This window comes from Pseudomonas sp. NPDC085632, assembly GCF_044541255.1.
Classification (GTDB): Bacteria; Pseudomonadota; Gammaproteobacteria; order Pseudomonadales; family Pseudomonadaceae; genus Aquipseudomonas.
The window spans coordinates 39,571-57,273 of the sequence record NZ_JBITSX010000027.1 but is presented as its reverse complement, the minus strand read 5'-3'; the positions used below and the strand labels follow the sequence as shown (position 1 = coordinate 57,273).

Below are 17,703 nucleotides of genomic sequence, written 5' to 3'. Positions count from 1 at the left end.
GGTCGAGAGTATCGATTCTATGCCGCACATTTTGATCGTCGAAGACGAAACAATTATCCGCTCCGCCTTGCGCCGCCTGCTGGAACGCAACCAGTACCAGGTCAGCGAAGCCGGTTCAGTGCAGGAAGCACAAGAACGCTTCACCATTCCTACGTTCGACCTGATCGTCAGCGATCTGCGTTTGCCGGGCGCGCCGGGCACTGAGCTGATCAAGCTCGGCCAGGGCACACCGGTGCTGATCATGACCAGTTACGCCAGCCTGCGCTCGGCGGTCGACTCGATGAAAATGGGCGCGGTGGACTACATCGCCAAGCCTTTCGACCACGATGAAATGCTTCAGGCTGTCGCGCGGATCCTGCGTGATCGCCAATCGGCCCCGGCTGCCGGTGAAGCAGTTGCCAGCAAACCGGCCAATGGCAGCGGCAAATCCGCCGTCGATAACAGCAACGGCGAGATCGGTATCATCGGCTCCTGCCCACCGATGCAGGACCTGTACAGCAAGATCCGCAAAGTCGCGCCAACCGATTCCAATGTCCTGATCCAGGGCGAGTCCGGTACCGGTAAAGAACTGGTGGCTCGCGCCCTGCACAACCTGTCGAAACGCGCCAAGGCGCCGATGATTTCGGTGAACTGCGCGGCCATTCCGGAAAGCCTGATCGAGTCCGAACTGTTCGGCCACGAGAAAGGCGCGTTCACTGGCGCCAGCGCCGGGCGTGCCGGCCTGGTCGAAGCGGCGGACGGCGGCACCTTGTTCCTCGACGAAATCGGCGAACTGCCACTGGAAGCTCAGGCTCGCCTGCTGCGTGTTTTGCAGGAAGGTGAAATTCGCCGGGTTGGCTCGGTGCAGTCGCAGAAGGTCGATGTACGCTTGATCGCGGCGACTCACCGGGACCTGAAGAGCCTGGCGAAAATCGGCCAGTTCCGTGAAGACCTTTATTACCGCCTGCACGTCATCGCACTGAAACTGCCGGCCCTGCGCGAGCGTGGCGCTGACGTCAACGAAATCGCCACTGCTTTTCTCGCTCGCCAGAGTGCGCGCATCAACCGTACCGACCTGAAATTTGCTGCGGATGCCGAACAGGCGATCCGTCATTATTCCTGGCCGGGTAACGTGCGTGAGCTGGAAAACGCGGTCGAGCGCGCAGTGATTCTGAGCGAAAGCCCGGAAATCTCCGCCGATCTGCTGGGCATCGACATCGAGTTGAGCGATCTGGAAGACGACGAGTTCATCGGACTGCCGCCACAGGCGGGTAACGCCAGCAACAGCAGCCATGAGCCGACCGAAGACCTGTCACTGGAAGACTACTTCCAGCACTTCGTCCTCGAGCATCAGGACCACATGACCGAGACCGAACTGGCGCGCAAACTGGGCGTCAGCCGTAAATGCCTGTGGGAACGCCGTCAGCGTCTGGGCATTCCACGGCGCAAGACCGGGGTCGCCAGCGAGAGCTGAACGTTACCTGTCGAGTGTGCGGGTAACGCTTGAAGATGTGAAAAAACTGTTACCTCAGTCCTTTCACGTAACAGAAGCCGGGGTTATCGGTAACGAAACCCCGGCTTTTTTTCGTCCCAAGAAAACGGTTATATCGACCTAACCCTTTGTTTTACTGGGTTTCGCAAAAGTTGGCACGCCCCCTGCTATATGTTTGGTACAAGAACAATAACAAGCAATGCACAAGACAATAAAAATAAGACGAATCGACTCACGCACAATAAAAACAAGACGGCGAGAGGCGCAGCTAACTGATTCTTTTGGAGAGGCGTTGTATTTGGGGCTTGCCCCACGACCAGGCCGAGAACAACAAAAACTGTCCTAAGACAGAGCCTGTACTGGTTGGATCGAGAGATCACTGCAATTCAGCGACCAAAGCAATCCGTTTGCTCTTGGCTCCCGATTGGGAGGGTCACGAAGGAAACACTTCGTGGCGAGGGCACTCAACAAAAACAAGAAGCCCGAATCAATAATAAAAAGAGCACGCAACTACTTCTTGGGGAGCTTCGGCTCCCCTTGTAGTTTCTCCTCCGCTGCAAAATCCCCCATTTTTATCGCGCGCGATGCCTGTAGCCTGCGGCTTGCAGCTCAAATCGGCCGTGTCCTACACCATCCCCCGACTAAATGCTAGAATCTGCGCCCATCATGCGGTCATTCTTTGGTATGGCCGAACATTCCTTCAAACAGTGCATCCCATGCTGAAGAAGTTGTTCCAGTCATTCCGAACTCCCGTGCGTCGTACGCAACACATCCGCAGCACCCCTGAAGTGCTCAACAGCGGCCAACATTCGCTGCAGAAAACGCAATTCAGCCGCTATGCGGTGAATATCGTCGAACGCCTGCAAGGTGCCGGTTACCAGGCTTATCTGGTCGGCGGTTGCGTGCGTGACATGCTGCTGGGTATCACGCCCAAGGACTTCGACGTCGCCACCAGCGCCACCCCCGAGCAAGTCCGTGCCGAATTCCGCAATGCGCGGATCATCGGCCGTCGCTTCAAGCTGGTGCACATCCATTTCGGCCGCGAAATCATTGAAGTCGCGACCTTCCGCGCCAATCACCCGCAAAACGAAGACGACGAAGACAGCAATCAGTCTTCGCGTAACGAGAGCGGGCGGATTCTGCGCGACAACGTTTACGGCACTCTGGAAGAAGACGCGCAACGCCGCGACTTCACCATCAACGCCCTGTATTACGATCCGGTCAGCGAGCGCATCCTCGATTACGCCAATGGCGTACACGACATCCGCAATCACCTGATCCGCCTGATCGGCGATCCGAAGCAGCGTTATCAGGAAGACCCGGTACGCATGCTGCGGGCCGTACGTTTCGCCGCCAAGCTCAACTTCGGCATCGAAAAGCACACCGTGCAACCGATCCGTGAACTGGCACCGATGCTGCGCGAGATCCCGTCGGCGCGTCTGTTTGAAGAAGTGCTCAAACTGTTCCTCTCGGGGCACGGCGCGATCACCTTCGAAATGCTCGTCGATCTGCAACTGTTCGCCCCGTTGTTCCCGGCCAGTGCCGATGCGCTGGAACACAACCCGGAGTACACCCACACGCTGATCAGCGAAGCGCTGACCAACACCGACCTGCGCATCAAGCAGAACAAACCGGTGACCCCGGCGTTCCTGTTTGCCGCGCTGTTGTGGCCTGCTTTGCCGGCTCGCGTGCTGCGCCTGCAAGAACGTGGCATGCCGCCGATTCCGGCCATGCAGGAAGGTGCCCACGAACTGATCGCCGAACAGTGCCAGCGCATTGCGATTCCAAAACGTTTCACCATGCCGATCCGCGAGATCTGGGACATGCAGGAACGCCTGCCACGCCGCAGCGGCAAACGCGCCGACCTGTTGCTCGACAACCCGCGTTTCCGCGCCGGTTACGACTTCCTGTTGCTGCGTGAAAGCGCTGGCGAAGAGACCGATGGCCTGGGCGAATGGTGGACGGACTATCAGGACGCCAACGACAGCGAACGTCGCGACATGATCCGCGACCTCAGCGGCAAGGGCGATGACGCCAGCGGCGCACCACGCAAACGTCGCCGTAGCGGCGGTTCCAAGCGCAAACGCGCCGGCGCGCCGAGCGCTACAGGCGAATAAAGACATGGAACGCATCTACATCGGCATGGGCAGCAACCTCGCAGACCCCGCCGAACAACTGCGCAGCGCCGTCGAGGCGCTGGGGCAATTGCCGCAGACCACGCTGGTTGGCGTTTCGGCCTTCTACCAAAGCGATTCCCTGTTGCCGGGCCAGCCGCGTTACACCAACGCGGTGGCCGCGCTGGACAGCTCGCTCGCCCCGCTGGAATTGCTTGATGCGTTGCAAGCGATCGAGAATGATCAGGGCCGCGAACGCCTTGAGCGCTGGGGCCCGCGCACACTGGATCTGGATATTCTGCTGTTCGGTGATCGCTTGATCGACGAGCCACGCCTGAAAGTCCCGCATTACCAGATTCAGGAACGCGCGTTTGTGCTGTATCCGCTCGCCGAACTGGCCCCACAGGACCTGCGCCTGGCCGATGGCCGCAACCTCTCCGATCTGCTGGCAGCCTGCCCGTTCGTCGGCCTGGAACGCCTCCCGACAGATTGATTGCAATCCCCTGTGGGAGCGAGCTTGCTCGCGAAATCGGTGTGTCATTCAACACTGTGTTGGCTGATCCACCGCTTTCGCGAGCAAGCTCGCTCCCACATTGGTCTATTGCATACGCTGGATTTTGTCGGACAAAAAGTCCTCGAATCAGCCCCACCGCGCCGCTGAATCGCATCAGTAACGCCGGTAACACTCTCCTCGTAACAATGCGGTAACACACGCAATTGACTTCCTGTTGGCTCATCACGACTATAGGCGTCCCGCTGCCGCCAACCCGGCACATACGGGCGCAATCCAGGCCTTATAAGCACGACAAAAGAGCGTGCGCCTGAGTAGATGACGAATCACGCGCGTTACTCGCAGTAGTTTCCAGAGCGCCTGAACGAGGATTTTTTACATGCCAGCCATCACCCTGACCACGCTCCAGAGCCTCAAGCAGAAAGGTGAAAAGATCACCATGCTGACCTGCTATGACGCGACCTTCGCCCACGCCTGCAACGAGGCCGGTGTCGAAGTGCTGCTGGTGGGCGACTCCCTCGGCATGGTCCTGCAAGGTCACGACAGCACCTTGCCGGTGACCACCGCAGAAATGGCCTACCACACTGCTTGCGTCAAACGCGGCAACACCGATGCCCTGATCCTCGCCGACTTGCCGTTCATGGCCAACGCCACCCTCGAACAAACCATGAGCAACAGCGCCATGCTGATGCAGGCCGGCGCGCACATGATCAAAGTCGAAGGTCAGTTGTGGCTGGCCGAGTCGATCCGTCTACTCGCCGAACGCGGTGTGCCGGTGTGCGCCCACATGGGCCTGACCCCGCAAGCGGTGAACATTCTCGGCGGCTATAAAGTGCAGGGTCGCAACGAGAACCAGGCGCGGCAGATGCGTGCCGATGCGATCTCGCTGGAACAGGCCGGTGCGGCGATGCTGCTGCTCGAATGCGTACCGAGCGAACTGGCCGCTGAAATCAGCCAAGCGGTGAAGATTCCGGTGATCGGGATCGGTGCCGGTAACGCCACCGACGGTCAGGTATTGGTGCTGCACGACATGCTCGGCCTGTCGATCACGGGTCGCGTGCCGAAGTTCGTGAAGAACTTCATGCACGGTCAGGACAGCATCCAGTCTGCGCTGAAGGCTTACGTCAATGAAGTCAAAGCCACCACGTTCCCAGGCATCGAACACGGATTCTCTGCATGAACACCGTTAAAACCGTACGCGAACTGCGCGCCGCTATCGCACGCGCCCGCAGCGAAGGCAAGCGCATCGGCTTCGTGCCGACCATGGGCAATCTGCACAGCGGTCACGTTGCACTGATCACCAAAGCCACCCAACGGGTGGATTTCGTAGTCGCGAGCATTTTCGTCAACCCACTGCAATTCGGCGCCGGCGAAGACCTCGACAAGTACCCGCGCACCTTGGCGGCGGACCAGGAAAAACTACTGGAGGCGGGCTGCTCTCTACTGTTCGCACCAACTGTCGAGGAAATGTACCCCGACGGCATGGCCGGACAGACGCGGGTCAGCGTGCCGCAGTTGTCCGAAGGACTGTGCGGCGCCAGCCGTCCGGGGCACTTCGAAGGTGTCGCGACCGTCGTCAGCAAACTGTTCAACATGGTCCAGCCGGATCTGGCGATTTTCGGCCAGAAGGATTACCAGCAACTGGCGGTGATCCGCGCGCTGGTGCACGACTTGAACATGCCGATCCAGATCATCGGCGAGCCAACCGTGCGTGCCGCCGACGGCCTGGCGCTGTCGTCGCGCAATGGCTTCCTCAGCGAAGAACAACGTGCGGTGGCTCCGGTGGTTTATCGCTCGCTGAGCAACATTGCCGAATCGATCAAAACAGGCGAACGGGACTTCCCGGCGCTGATCGCGGCCCAGTTGCAGCAGCTGGAAGCGGCGGGCCTGCGTCCGGATTATCTGGAAATCCGTCATGCGCTGACCTTACGTCCGGCAACGGCGCAAGACCGTGATCTGGTGATTCTGGTGGCCGCGTTCCTCGGCGCCACACGGTTGATCGACAACCTGCACCTGAATCTCGATAGCCCGGTTTAACCAACACCGCAATATCCCTGTGGGAGCGAGCTTGCTCGCGAATGCAATCTGTCAAATGACCAAGTTGTCACTGACATGACGCTTTCGCGAGCAAGCTCGCTCCCACAGTGGTTTTCGGTGTTATGAACATTGCATTTCAAGGCGTATTGCCGCCTTAAAAGCCTTCGGGCACACTGCCCGCCGTTCGATTCCAACCCGGGAAAAACCTCATGCACGCGATCATGCTCAAGGCCAAACTGCACCGCGCCGAAGTCACCCATGCGGTGCTCGATTACGAAGGTTCGTGCGCCATCGATGGCGAGTGGCTGGACTTGTCCGGCATCCGCGAATACGAGCAGATCCAGATTTATAACGTCGACAACGGCGAGCGCTTCACCACCTACGCGATTCGTGGCGAAGAAGGCTCGCGAATGATCTCGGTCAACGGCGCCGCTGCGCACAAGGCCAAGGTTGGCGACCGCGTGATCATTTGTGCCTACGCCCATTACAGCGAAGCCGAGCTGGTCAATTTCAAGCCGCGCATGCTTTACATGGCGCCGGGCAATGAGCTGAGCCACACCAGCAACGCCATCCCGGTTCAGCTCGCCTGATCGCGAAATCGCCCCGCTCCCCCTCCGTTTGTCGGCCAGTTCCGGTCTCGATGTTAAAAAAGTACAGGGATCTGGTCAGACAAAGTCAAGACAGAACGCAGCGCGAGGTTTACTGTATTCGCCCTGTGTCCAGAAATCGTGTCGACGCAGTTGATCCCATGCCCAAACATGGCGTGCCGGGTCTGTTCAGTGTTCAAAAGGCCGTTCAAGTAAAAAGGAAAACCGCAGCGATGGCGTACTACCGCACTCCTCATGACGTTACCGCTCTGCCTGCCTGGCAAGCGTTGAAAGATCACCGCCAAGCCATGCAGGATTTCAGCATGCGCGAAGCCTTCAACGCCGATCCGCAGCGCTTCAATCAGTTCACCCTCAGCAGCTGCGGACTGTTTCTCGATTATTCGAAGAATTTGATCAACGCCCAGACCCGCAACCTGCTGGTGGGTCTGGCCAATGAAGTCGATCTGAAAGGCGCAATCAAGGCGCTGTTCGACGGCGAAATCGTCAACTCCTCCGAAGGCCGCCCGGCGCTGCACACTGCCCTGCGCCGCCCGGTAGGCGACAAGTTGTCGGTCAATGGCGTCAACGTGATGCCGGAAGTGCACAAGGTACTGAACCAGATCACCGATCTGGTCGGCCGCATCCACGACGGTCTGTGGCGTGGCTACACCGAGAAGCCGATCACCGACGTGGTCAACATCGGCATCGGTGGCTCGTTCCTCGGCCCTGAGCTGGTGTCCGAAGCGTTGCTGTCCTACGCGCAGAAAGGCGTGCGCTGCCACTATCTGGCGAACATCGACGGCAGTGAATTCCACGAGCTGACGCAAAAGCTGCGCGCAGAGACCACGTTGTTCATCGTTTCGTCGAAGTCGTTCAACACCCTCGAAACTTTGAAGAATGCCCAGGCTGCGCGCGCCTGGTACCTGGCGCAGGGCGGTTCCGAGGCCGAACTGTATCGTCACTTCATCGCCGTATCGAGCAACAACGCCGCGGCCGTGGCGTTCGGTATTCGCGAAGAGAACATCTTCCCGATGTGGGACTGGGTCGGCGGTCGTTACTCGCTGTGGTCGGCCATCGGTTTGCCGATCGCCCTGGCCATCGGCATGTCCAACTTCAAGGAATTGCTGTCCGGTGCCTACACCATGGACCAGCATTTCCAGACCGCGCCGTTCGAACAGAACATGCCGGTACTGCTGGCCCTGCTCGGCGTGTGGTACGGCAACTTCTGGGGCGCGCAAAGCCACGCGATCCTGCCGTACGACCACTACCTGCGCAACATCACCAAGCACTTGCAACAGCTGGACATGGAATCCAACGGCAAGAGCGTACGTCAGGATGGCACGCCGGTGTCGACCGATACCGGTCCGGTGATCTGGGGCGGCGTCGGCTGCAACGGTCAGCACGCTTACCACCAGTTGCTGCACCAAGGCACCCAACTGATTCCGGCCGATTTCATTGTGCCGATCGTCAGTTTCAATCCGGTCTCCGACCACCATCAGTGGCTTTACGCCAACTGTTTGTCGCAGAGCCAGGCGCTGATGCTCGGCAAGACCCTGCCGGAAGCCGAGCAGGAACTGCGCGACAAGGGCATGAGCGAAGAGCAGGTGCACAAACTCGCGCCGCACAAGGTGATCCCGGGCAACCGTCCGAGCAACACCCTTGTGGTTGAACGCATCAGCCCGCGTCGTCTTGGCGCATTGGTTGCCATGTATGAACACAAAGTGTTCGTGCAGAGCGTGGTCTGGGGCATCAACGCCTTCGACCAGTGGGGCGTTGAGTTGGGCAAGGAACTGGGCAAAGGCGTCTACAACCGCCTGGTCGGCAGCGATGAAACCACTGCTGATGACCCTTCCACCCAGGGCCTGATCAACTATTTCCGCGGACGTCACCGCGGTTGATGTGAACGGGTTGCCCACAATTCCAGTGGGCAACCCATCTCCAATGTGGGAACGAGCCTGCTCGCGAATGCGGTGTGTCATTCAGCATCTTTGTTGACTGACACACCGCATTCGCGAGCAGGCTCGCTCCCACAGTTGTTTTACACATGACTTGAACCTCTGCATCGCTCGGCGCATCTTTATTCCTGTCGCACCACAAGAATAAGGAACCGTCATGTTCGATATCAGCACGTTCCCCAAAGCCGATGCCGTCCGCCGGGCTGCGCAATTGAGTCAGGAAGACTATCGGCGCCTGTACCGCGAATCGATTGAACACCCCACTGCCTTCTGGGCCGAGCAGGCCACGCGTTTCCTCGACTGGAGCACACCGTGGCAGACCGTCCAGCGCTACGACCTGAAAACCGGTGAAGCTGTCTGGTTTGGCGGCGCCAAACTGAACGTCAGTTACAACTGCATCGACCGCCACTTGGAAAAACGCGGCGAACAGACTGCCCTGCTCTGGGAAGGCGACGACCCGGCCGAATCGGCGCAAATCACTTACAAAAAACTCCACCACCATGTCTGCCGCCTGGCCAACGTGCTGAAAAGCCGTGGCGTGAAAAAAGGCGACCGGGTGTGCATCTACATGCCGATGATCCCCGAAGCCGCGTACGCCATGCTCGCGTGTTCGCGAATTGGCGCGATTCACTCGGTGGTATTTGGCGGCTTCTCCCCAGACTCCCTGCGTGACCGCATTCTCGACGCCGACTGCCGCACGGTGATCACCGCCGACGAAGGCGTACGCGGCGGCAAGTTCGTGCCGCTCAAGCAGAACGTCGACAAAGCCCTGCAAAGTTGCCCGGACGTCAGCACCGTCGTGGTGGTCGAACGCACCCAAGGCAACGTCGATTGGCTCGAAGGCCGCGACCTCTGGTATCACCAGGCCGTGCGCGATGTCAGCGACGATTGCCCACCGGAACCGATGGACGCCGAAGATCCGCTGTTCATCCTCTACACCTCTGGCAGCACCGGCAAACCCAAAGGCGTGCTGCACACCACTGGCGGCTACCTGCTGCAAGCGGCGATGACCTTCAAGTACGTGCTCGATTATCGCGACGGCGAAGTGTTCTGGTGCACCGCTGACGTCGGTTGGGTCACCGGCCACAGCTACATCGTCTATGGGCCGCTGGCCAACGGCGCGACCACGCTGATGTTCGAAGGCGTGCCGAGCTACCCGAGCAGTTCACGATTTTGGCAGGTCATCGATAAACACAAGGTCAACATCTTCTATACCGCACCGACGGCTCTGCGCGCGTTGATGCGCGAAGGTGCCGAACCGCTGAAGGAAACCTCGCGCGCCAGCCTAAGATTACTCGGCAGCGTCGGTGAGCCGATCAACCCGGAAGCGTGGGAATGGTATTTCAACGTCGTAGGAGAACAGCGCTGCCCCATCGTCGATACCTGGTGGCAGACCGAAACCGGCGGCATCATGCTCAGCCCGCTGGTCAGCGCACAACGGATCAAACCCGGTTGCGCCACGCAACCGATGTTCGGCGTGCAACCGGTGTTGCTTGATGAGCACGGCAAGGAAATCAAAGGTGCCGGCAGCGGCGTGCTGGCAATAAAGTCGAGCTGGCCGGCACAGATCCGCAGCGTCTACGGCGACCCACAGCGGATGGTCGACACCTATTTCAAACCCTACCCCGGTTACTACTTCACCGGCGACGGCGCGCGTCGCGATGAGGACGGTGATTACTGGATCACCGGGCGCATCGATGACGTGATCAATGTCTCCGGCCACCGCATCGGCACGGCTGAAGTGGAAAGCGCATTGGTGCTGCACGACAGCATCGCCGAAGCCGCCGTGGTCGGTTACCCGCACGACGTCAAAGGTCAGGGCATCTACGCCTTCGTCACGCCCATGAACGGTGCCGAACCCAATGACGAGTTGAAGAAAGAACTATTGGCCCACGTCAGCAAGGAAATCGGCAGTTTCGCCAAACCGGACCTGATCCAGTGGGCGCCGGCCTTGCCGAAAACCCGCTCAGGCAAGATCATGCGGCGCATCTTGCGCAAGATCGCCTGCAACGAACTCGACAGCCTCGGTGACACCTCGACCCTGGCTGATCCTAGTGTGGTGCAAGGCCTGATCGACAAGCGCCTCAATCAGTAACACCCCGGGCGCGTTCAACCGGCCGCGCCCGCCCTTCTTCACTGAGTGGTCATGGAATTCATCCGCAGTCGTATTGAACACCAACTCATGAGCCTGACCGGGCTGTCCCTCGGTCAACTCGATCTGGAAAACCCCAAGGGCGATCCCGGTCTGTTTGGCCCCGACTCGATCAGTTGGCAGGTGCACGGTGATTTCAGCAGCATGTTGATCGGTGGTATCAGCGCGCTGTTGCTGCAAGCTTTGCATCCACTGGCGTTGGCCGGAGTTTGGGATCATTCGAATTTCCGTGAAGACATGCTCGGGCGCTTGCGGCGTACCAGTCAGTTTGTTTCCGGCACTACGTTCGGCTCGCGAAAGGACGCCGACTGGCTGATCGAGAAAGTGCGCACCATTCACCTGCAAGTGGTCGGCACTGCACCGGATGGTCGGCCCTATGCGGCGAGCGATCCGGACTTGCTGACGTGGGTGCATGTGGCCGAGGTCAGCAATTTTCTCGCGGCACATCTGCGCTATCGCAATCCGCAGTTGTCGGGGGCGGATCAGGATCGTTACTACGCGGAAATCGCGTTGATTGCCGAGCGCCTGGGTGCGCGGGATGTGCCGAAATCGCGGCAAGCGGTGGCGGCTTATCTGCAACGCATGCGCCCGCAGTTGCTGTGCGACGAGCGCAGCCGTGAAGTCTTGCGCCTGCTGCTCGACGCGCCGGCGCCCAGTGTTCTGGCGCGGCCGTTGGGCGATCTGATGATGAAGGCCGGCATCGACCTGCTACCGGACTGGGCCAGCGACATGTTCGATGTCCGCCAGAGTTCGCTGCAACGCCAGTTGATTCGCGCCAGCGTCAGACGCAGCGCACCGATGCTGCGCTGGGCGATGCGCAATGGCTCAGTGCAAAGAGCTAAACGCCGGATGGGCTTGCTGACCTAAAAGTTTCGCGAGCAGGCTCGCTCCCACCTTTGGAATGCATTCCCATGTGGGAGCGAGCCTGCTCGCGAAGGGCGCAACTCGATTGCCCGCCAAGCTGCTAAACTCCCGCGCCCCCATTCTCTCCAGCAAGGCGCCCGCATGTCTTCCTTGAATCAGGCGCTGCGCGCCGCCCTCGATCAACGCCAGGATCTGCTGGCCGAGTTGCACCGCCAGGGCACCGATTGCTATCGGCTGTTCCACGGCAGCCAGGAGGGCGCCGGCGGCCTGACCATCGACCGCTATGGCCCGCAACTGCTGGTACAAAGCTTTCACCAGACGCTGGAACGTGACGACCTGCTGCAACTGCATGCCATGGTCAATCAGACGCTGGGCCTGGACACCTTGCTGGTCTACAACGACCGCTCTCGCGGCAACTCGCGCATCGACCGGGATGACATTGTCTACAAAGCTGACGACGCTGCGCTCGCCGATCTGGTCGGTCACGAATGGGGCCTGAATTACCGCGTACGCGGCCGCCACGCCGGACAAGATCCGCTGCTGTTCCTCGACCTGCGCAACACACGTGGCTGGGTCAAGAATCACGCCAAGGGCAAATCCGTGCTCAACCTGTTTGCCTACACCTGCGGCGTCGGTCTTAGTGCGGCTGCCGGTGGCGCGCGTGAAGTGTGCAATCTGGATTTCGCCGAAGGCAATCTGGCGGTCGGGCGCGAAAACGGTCTGCTTAACCCGCAGTTACCGGAAATGGAGTTCATTCAGTCGGACTACTTCCCGGCCATTCGCCAACTCGCAGGTCTGCCGATCAGCCAGCGACGCGGGCAGAAACTGCCGAGCTATCAGCGTCTGGAACAGCATCAATACGATCTGGTCCTGCTCGATCCGCCGGCGTGGGCCAAGAGCGCATTCGGCACCGTCGACTTGCTGCGCGACTATCAAAGCCTGCTCAAACCCGCCCTGCTGACCACCGCCGACAACGGCGTGCTGATCTGCTGCAACAACCTGGCGAAAGTCAGCATGGACGACTGGCGCGAGCAGGTACTGCGCTGCGCCGAAAAGGCTGGCCGGCCAGTGCGCGAGTGGAGCGTGATGACCCCGGGCGCCGACTTCCCGTCCATGGACCAGCAACCGCCGCTGAAAACCCTGATCCTGCAACTATAAAAGGCCCCCCTGTAGGGGCTGCCGCAGGCTGCGATCCTTTGACGTTATCTTCTTACAAACAACATCAAAAGATCGCAGCCTGCGGCAGCTCCTGCAGGGAGTTTGTATGGGCTACGAATAGTTCCTACAGAAGAATCTGAACAATCCTGCAGCACGGCTATTACTTCGGAACCAGAATCGCGTGCCATACTCCAAGGCACTCCGATTCAGACAGATGAAGCCGCACATGCCCAAAGGATTGATTCGCGCGATTGGCGCCTTGTTGACTGCTCTGGCCCTCTACAGCCTGCTAGGGTTTCTGATTTTGCCGGGCATCGCCCTGCGTGTGGCCAATCAGCAACTGGCCAATTACGCGACGGTGCCTGCGCATATCCAGCGTATCGAGCTCAACCCGTTCAGCCTTGAAGTCACTCTGTGGGGGCTGGTCATCGGCGAGCCGGGCAAGGAACAGATTGGCTTCGGTCGCCTGTATGCCGACCTGCAAATCGACAGCCTGTGGACCAAAGCCCTGCATCTGGCGAACATCGAGCTGGACAAGCCGAAGACCGAAATTCTTTTCGCCAAAGACGGCAAGCTCAACCTGCTGGGCCTGTTCAACGTACCGGCCAGTGAGCCGACACCCGCCGATCCCAACGCCAAACCGTTCCCGCTACGCATCGACAACATCAAACTGGCTGGCGGCGTCGTGCACTTTGAGGACGTGCGCCCGAGCGAACCCATCGAGTTTCTCTACGACGATCTCAGCTTCGAACTGAAGAACCTCAGCACCTTGCCCGAAGACAGCGCCGACATGACGCTGGTCGCCATCGGCCCGGCCGGTGGCCGGATCGACTGGAGCGGCAATTTCAGCCTGATCCCGTTCACCTCCGAAGGCACCCTGAAAGTCACCGACGGCAAGATGAAAGCCTTCTGGCCTTACGTGCGTGACTCAGTGCCCTTGGTGCTTGAGGACGGCGTGATCAGTCTCAGCAGCGAATACAAACTCAATCTGTCGAAAGAAACCGAACTGCAGTTGAACAATGTGGCGGTCAGCATCGCGCCGTTCGCCATCAAGGCTCCGGACGGGCGGCCACTGGCGAAACTGGAACGCCTTGATGTCAGCGAAACCTCAGTGGACCTGGCCAAGCAACAAGTCATAGTCGGCAAGATCCGCAGCAACAAACTGGAAACCTGGGCGGCGCTCGAAGCTGACGGCCAACTGGACTGGCAGAAACTGTTCGCCAGCCAACCGTCGAAACCGGCCGCCAAAGCCGCCGCAGAACCGGCGAACACGCCAGCCGCTGCCGACTCGCCGAAAGCTGAACCAACTGCGCCGAGCAAGCCATGGCAGGTGCTGCTCAAAGACGTGCAATTGCGCAACTACACCGTGCATCTGGCCGACCGCTCGGCCCAACCGGCCGTTGCCCTGGACATCACCCCGCTGAATGTCGATCTGCAGGATTTCGACAGCCTCAACGGTTCGCCCTTCAAGCTCAAGCTCGACAGCGGCGTGGGCAAGCAAGGCAAGATCACCGCAGACGGCACCGTCAATCTCGCCCCGGTCAACGCCCAGCTTAATGTGAAAACCCAGGACATCGACTTGCGTGTCGCGCAGTCCTACATCAATCCGTTCATTCGCCTCGAACTGCGCAGCGGCATGCTCGGCAGTGACCTGAAGGTCAACCTCAAGAGCACCGAACCGCTGGCGCTCAGCGTGACCGGCCGCGCGCAGATCGATCAACTGCACACGCTCGACACCCTGAAAACCCGCGATTTCCTCAAGTGGCAGCAAGTGGTGGTCGAAGGCCTGAATTATCAGCACGGCGACAGCCTGTCGATCGACAAGATCAACCTCTTCCAGCCGTACGCGCGATTCATGATCAACGATGATCGCACCACCAACATTGATGATCTGCTGATCCCGCAGCCCGCCGACAGCGGCACAAAAACCACAGCGGCGAAACCGGCCAGCAATGAAAAAACGCTGGGCATTCACATCGGCGGTATCGCCATCAACGACGGCTCGGCCAACTTCGCCGACTTCAGCCTGACACCGAACTTCGCCACTGCCGTACAGCAGCTCAACGGCCAGATCGGCACCATCGACAGCCGTCAGGCAAAGCCGGCCAGCGTCGACATCAAAGGCAAGGTCGACCGCTACGCACCGGTGACCATCAAGGGCGCGGTCAATCCCTTCGACCCGATGGCCAGCCTCGACATCGCCACCAGTTTCAAACGCGTCGAGCTGACGACGTTGACGCCCTACTCCGGTAAATTCGCCGGGTACCGCATCCGCAAGGGTCGGCTCAACCTCGACCTGCATTACCTGATCACCAAGGGCCAGCTCAAAGCCGAAAACAAAGTGGTGGTCGAACAATTGCAGCTCGGCGAAAAAGTTGACAGCCCGGATGCCGTGAGCCTGCCACTGAAGCTGGCGATTGCCCTGCTCAAGGACGTCGACGGCAAGATCTCCATCGAATTGCCGGTGACCGGCGACTTGAACAACCCGCAGTTCAGCGTGATGCCGATTGTCTGGCAGACCCTGCGCAACCTGATCGTCAAAGCCGCTGCCGCGCCATTCAAAATGATTGGCGGACTGATCAGTGGCGGCGGTTCGGAAGACCTCGGCACCGTGTCGTTTGCACCGGGTTCAAGCGATTTGAGCAAGGATGCCGAAGCCGCGCTGGTCAAACTGTCCCAGGCACTGAAGGAACGTCCGGCACTGCGCCTGGAAATCGAAGGCACGGCCGCCAAAAGCAGTGACGGCCCGTTGCTCGCCGAGCAGCGTCTGGAACGTGAATATCAGTACAACTACTACAAGATGCTCCAGCGTCGTGGCGATAAAGTCCCGGCTCAGGCGTCGCTGCTGCAAGTGCCGGAGGGCGAGAAAGGCCCACTGCTCGAAGGCATCTACCGTACTCGTCTGAAAACCCAGCCACCGGCCGAATGGAAGGATCTGGGCAAGGAAGAACGCACGGCGAAGATGCGCGAAGGGGTGATCCAGTTCTGGAGTGGCAGCGATGTGTTGCTGCGCCAATTGGGTCAGGACCGTGCCAGCAGCATCAAGGACTACCTCGTCGATAAAGGCCAACTGGCAGACGACCGTGTGTACTTCATCGACGCCAACCTGGGCGAGGCCGAAAGCGATGGCCGCGTGGTGACGCAAATGCATCTGGATGCCGAGTGATGAAACTGCAGTGGCTGGCCTTGATCGCAATGACGTTCGCGGCCAGTCACGCCTCGGGGTCCGATACGCTGCGCTGTGGTAGCCAGTTGATCAGTCTCGGAGACCGTTCAAGCGAGGTGCTGCAGAAATGCGGTGAACCGGTCAGCCGAGATTTACTCGGCTACAAGCGCAGCGCCAATCGACGCGAAGAGTTTCAGGTCGAGGAATGGACCTACGGCCCGAACAACGGTATGTATCAATACCTGCGCTTCGACGGCAATCGCCTGCGGCAGATCACCAGCAAACGCGGTAACTGATCCAACACCAACTCCCACAATTGTTTTGTGCAGCCCCTGAAATAGAACAGGCCCCGACACTAGTGCCGGGGCCTGTAATGGTCACATCCGTGTGACCGTTCGCATGAACTCTAAAGTTGCGGCAGACGTATTGCTCAGCCCGTCTGTCGCGCCTTCTCCCGGTCCAGGCGAGAAGTCATGCCTTACTCGGCTTTCAGGCCGTCAGCGGAGACCGCTTTGACGCCTTTGATTTTCTTGGTGATGTTCACGGCTGTGGTTTTCTGAGCTTCGGTGATAGCTACGGTCGACGACAGCGACACAACGCCTTTGTTGGTTTCTACTTTGATGTCAGTACCTGGAATGCCTTTTTCGGTAACCAGGTCGCTTTTGACTTTGGTGGTGATCCAGGTATCGGAAGTAGTTTCTTTAGCCTTGGTCATTTCACCGGCGGCCAGAGTCATTGGAGCCTGGGTGGCCTGAGTGGTTTGTGCGAAAGCGCCGGTCATGGTCAGGGTCAGCGCGGTAGCAGCAGCGGCAGTGATAGCGAACTTCTTCATACGAGTAACTCCTGTTTTTCTGGAAAGTCTGCTGGATTACTTGTCAGCAGGGTTACCGAGGTAGTTGCGAACGTTGTGCCAACTTTTTGAAAGATACAAAACCTATACAAATCAATAGCTTATAGATAATGAAAAATTCCGGATTCATGCAAATTGCATGACCGGGGGAATATTCACATGCAAGTTGCGGTTTTTTGGAAAGTTCCTAAGACGCTGAAATTATTGAGACTTTTATTTTCACCGAGTAAAGAAAAATGCCCTGCGTGGCAGGGCATTTGGTCATCACACGCTAGCAATCACGTACCGGTGGCGGTACAGCCTTTTGGCGAATAATCCGCGTTAACAGTAGTGCCACAGGTCCACACACCAGAGGTATTACCGGTAGCAGCGCCGGAACGAGTGAGCGTGATGGTTTTACCCAGTACCGGTCCCGGAGCGTTGAGCAGCGTGCAACTGATGCTGCCAGCGCCCGTCGCCGCTGTGCCTGTAACCGCCAACGTACAGTTGGAGGTGGTGGTTGTACCGCCATTCACAGCGGTTATATCCGGAGCGGTACCTTGGTTGATGGTGTCCTCGAACGGCACCTTCATCGCACTGATTTCCGCCAGCCCCGCGGTCACCTTCGACCGCGCCTGATACTTGGAATACTGCGGCAAGGCGATGGTCGCCAGAATCCCGATGATCGCCACCACGATCAACAGCTCGATCAGAGTAAAACCTTGTTGTTTTTTCATAGACACGCTCCATGCATGAGTCGAAATCTCATGATCTGAAAGGGGTGCAGCATAGGCCATGCCAATGCCCCCCAGGCCCCGCCCATGGGGCCCGAACCGCCTACGACGCCATTTCCTACAAC

The 17,703-nt window shown here is 59.1% G+C and carries 14 protein-coding genes; 12 read left to right on the top strand and 2 right to left on the bottom strand.

Features of this window, described 5'->3' with window-relative positions:
* Window positions 1-19: 19 nt before the first annotated feature.
* The 12 genes from ACIF4X_RS17885 to ACIF4X_RS17830 all read left to right on the top strand — a co-directional run bounded on the left by ACIF4X_RS17885 (window position 20) and on the right by ACIF4X_RS17830 (window position 16,311).
* Window positions 20-1,453, top strand: a complete 1,434-nt coding sequence (locus tag ACIF4X_RS17885; RefSeq protein ID WP_277759321.1) for a sigma-54 dependent transcriptional regulator — start codon at window positions 20-22, stop codon at window positions 1,451-1,453.
* 734 nt (window positions 1,454-2,187) lie between these two features.
* Window positions 2,188-3,588: a polynucleotide adenylyltransferase PcnB gene (locus ACIF4X_RS17880; protein ID WP_397483154.1), complete on the top strand. Its 1,401-nt coding sequence runs from the start codon at window positions 2,188-2,190 to the stop codon at window positions 3,586-3,588.
* Window positions 3,589-3,592: 4 nt separating this feature from the next.
* Window positions 3,593-4,078 (top strand): 2-amino-4-hydroxy-6-hydroxymethyldihydropteridine diphosphokinase, encoded by a 486-nt coding sequence (folK, locus tag ACIF4X_RS17875; RefSeq protein WP_397483153.1) that lies wholly within the window; start codon window positions 3,593-3,595, stop codon window positions 4,076-4,078.
* A gap of 397 nt (window positions 4,079-4,475) precedes the next feature.
* A complete protein-coding gene (gene panB / locus ACIF4X_RS17870) occupies window positions 4,476-5,276 on the top strand; it encodes a 3-methyl-2-oxobutanoate hydroxymethyltransferase (RefSeq protein ID WP_016983495.1) in 801 nt (266 codons plus the stop codon).
* Window positions 5,273-6,133 (top strand): pantoate--beta-alanine ligase, encoded by an 861-nt coding sequence (panC, locus tag ACIF4X_RS17865; RefSeq protein ID WP_397483152.1) that lies wholly within the window; start codon window positions 5,273-5,275, stop codon window positions 6,131-6,133. Before panB ends, panC begins: the two co-directional genes overlap by 4 nt.
* 209 nt (window positions 6,134-6,342) lie before the next feature.
* Entirely contained in the window at window positions 6,343-6,723 is a 381-nt protein-coding gene (gene panD, locus ACIF4X_RS17860; RefSeq protein WP_003205654.1) for an aspartate 1-decarboxylase, read from the top strand.
* Between the two features lie 230 nt (window positions 6,724-6,953).
* Window positions 6,954-8,618, top strand: coding sequence for a glucose-6-phosphate isomerase (pgi, locus tag ACIF4X_RS17855; RefSeq protein ID WP_397483151.1), 1,665 nt, complete (start codon window positions 6,954-6,956; stop codon window positions 8,616-8,618).
* A gap of 214 nt (window positions 8,619-8,832) precedes the next feature.
* Window positions 8,833-10,770, top strand: coding sequence for an acetate--CoA ligase (gene acs, locus ACIF4X_RS17850; protein ID WP_397483150.1), 1,938 nt, complete (start codon window positions 8,833-8,835; stop codon window positions 10,768-10,770).
* A 51-nt stretch (window positions 10,771-10,821) separates the two neighbouring features.
* Window positions 10,822-11,694, top strand: a complete 873-nt coding sequence (locus tag ACIF4X_RS17845) for an oxygenase MpaB family protein (RefSeq protein WP_397483149.1) — start codon at window positions 10,822-10,824, stop codon at window positions 11,692-11,694.
* Window positions 11,695-11,832: 138 nt separating this feature from the next.
* The gene (locus ACIF4X_RS17840) at window positions 11,833-12,849 is read left to right on the top strand and encodes a class I SAM-dependent rRNA methyltransferase (RefSeq protein ID WP_397483148.1); all 1,017 of its coding nucleotides are present in this window, start codon (window positions 11,833-11,835) and stop codon (window positions 12,847-12,849) included.
* Between the two features lie 214 nt (window positions 12,850-13,063).
* A complete protein-coding gene (locus tag ACIF4X_RS17835) occupies window positions 13,064-16,015 on the top strand; it encodes a DUF748 domain-containing protein (RefSeq protein ID WP_397483147.1) in 2,952 nt (983 codons plus the stop codon).
* Window positions 16,015-16,311 carry a DUF2845 domain-containing protein gene (locus ACIF4X_RS17830; protein WP_397483146.1) on the top strand — a complete coding sequence of 99 codons (297 nt, stop codon included), beginning with the start codon at window positions 16,015-16,017 and terminating at the stop codon, window positions 16,309-16,311. The genes ACIF4X_RS17835 and ACIF4X_RS17830 overlap by 1 nt, the downstream gene beginning before the upstream one ends.
* 182 nt (window positions 16,312-16,493) lie before the next feature.
* On the opposite strand, the gene ACIF4X_RS17825 is transcribed toward ACIF4X_RS17830, so the two are convergent.
* Window positions 16,494-16,847, bottom strand: a complete 354-nt coding sequence (locus ACIF4X_RS17825) for a BON domain-containing protein (RefSeq protein ID WP_064118703.1) — start codon at window positions 16,845-16,847, stop codon at window positions 16,494-16,496.
* Between the two features lie 296 nt (window positions 16,848-17,143).
* Window positions 17,144-17,581 (bottom strand): pilin, encoded by a 438-nt coding sequence (locus tag ACIF4X_RS17820; RefSeq protein WP_064118704.1) that lies wholly within the window; start codon window positions 17,579-17,581, stop codon window positions 17,144-17,146.
* Window positions 17,582-17,703: the final 122 nt, after the last annotated feature.